Source organism: Oleiphilus sp. HI0043 (assembly GCF_001634935.1).
The window spans coordinates 1-1,162 of record NZ_LWEY01000255.1; the positions used below are offsets into that span (position 1 = coordinate 1).

General features: G+C 45.3%; 3 protein-coding genes. 2 read left to right on the forward strand and 1 reads right to left on the reverse strand.

Features of this window, described 5'->3' with window-relative positions:
* Window positions 1-379, forward strand: a 379-nt coding sequence (locus A3729_RS03840; protein ID WP_255376372.1) for a thiamine-monophosphate kinase, incomplete at its 5' end; no start/stop codon positions are given.
* A complete protein-coding gene (locus A3729_RS03845; RefSeq protein WP_068511380.1) occupies window positions 372-857 on the forward strand; it encodes a phosphatidylglycerophosphatase A in 486 nt (161 codons plus the stop codon). The genes A3729_RS03840 and A3729_RS03845, both read left to right, overlap by 8 nt.
* 55 nt (window positions 858-912) lie before the next feature.
* Here A3729_RS03845 and A3729_RS03850 read toward each other — a convergent pair whose 3' ends face one another.
* On the reverse strand, window positions 913-1,137 hold the full coding sequence (locus A3729_RS03850) for a DUF6316 family protein (RefSeq protein ID WP_068632937.1): 225 nt from the start codon (window positions 1,135-1,137) through the stop codon (window positions 913-915).
* Window positions 1,138-1,162: the final 25 nt, after the last annotated feature.

Here is a 1,162-nt window from a genome sequence, read left to right on the forward strand (position 1 = left end):
AAGATTTGCAGAGGGCTTATTGATCACCCCCTACGCGAGTGCTTGTATTGATATCTCGGATGGTTTGCTAGCTGATGCAGGGCATATTGCTGAGTCTTCTTCATGTGGCCTAAGGATTGACCTGGACGCCTTGCCCTTGTCGAAAGAATTGCGTGAATTTTCTAAAGATAGAGCTGCGCTACTGGCACTGACTGCAGGAGATGACTACGAGTTACTTTTTACGATCCCTGAGGAAGGTTGGCAGGTATTGGAGTCGAAGGCTGAGGCGAGTGCTTTCACTAGAATAGGGCGGGTTGAGCCCAAGAGTTTTGGTGTTAAGGTCTTTTCTGGTGAGCAGGAAGTCGAAATAGAGAGAAAGGGGTTTCAGCATTTTGAGTAAGTTACCGCAAGGTTTTTTAAAGAATCCGGCACACTTTGCTGCTTTTGGTTTTGGTAGTGGTTGTGCACCGAAGGCACCCGGGACAGCAGGAACATTAATGGCGATTGTTCCTTATTTATGGCTGCAGCATTTAGCCTTAGAGTGGTACTTGGTGGTTATTGTGCTGAGCTTTGTTGTTGGCTGTTGGCTGTGTGCTAAAGCTTCCAAAGCCTTGGGTGTTCATGATCATGGCGGAATTGTTTGGGACGAGTTTGTTGGCTATTGGATAGCAATGATAGGCGCGCCGAAAGGCTGGTTGCCTATTGTACTAGGCTTCATTCTGTTTCGGGTTTTTGACATTTGGAAACCGCAGCCGATTAAATATCTGGATCAGCATATCCATGGTGGTAGCGGTATCATGATTGATGATGTGATTGCTGGCCTTTTTGCTCTAGTGATTCTGCAAGTTCTCTATTTTAGCTTACCGGGCTTGTTCTGAACTTCGATTTCTAGCGCATTATTTCTTAATGCGCTAGTTCACTTTGCAGAATGCTTTAATGGGCTGTTTCTTTGGTATAGGGAGTTGGCAGTTTGTTGATGATTTTTAAAAAGCTTTGCAGGCTATCCCGGGCTCTTTCTTTATTTGCATAAGGCCCGCTATCGAAGCCTTCACGAGTAGAAAAGTACCACTTATTACCAACACTGAAAAAGCGACTGCTGCGAAAAGGTATTTCCCCTTGTTCGCCTGTGCGGTGTGAAAGATCGGCTTGTTCATTCATTGGTGTATCCTCCAATTAATACTTG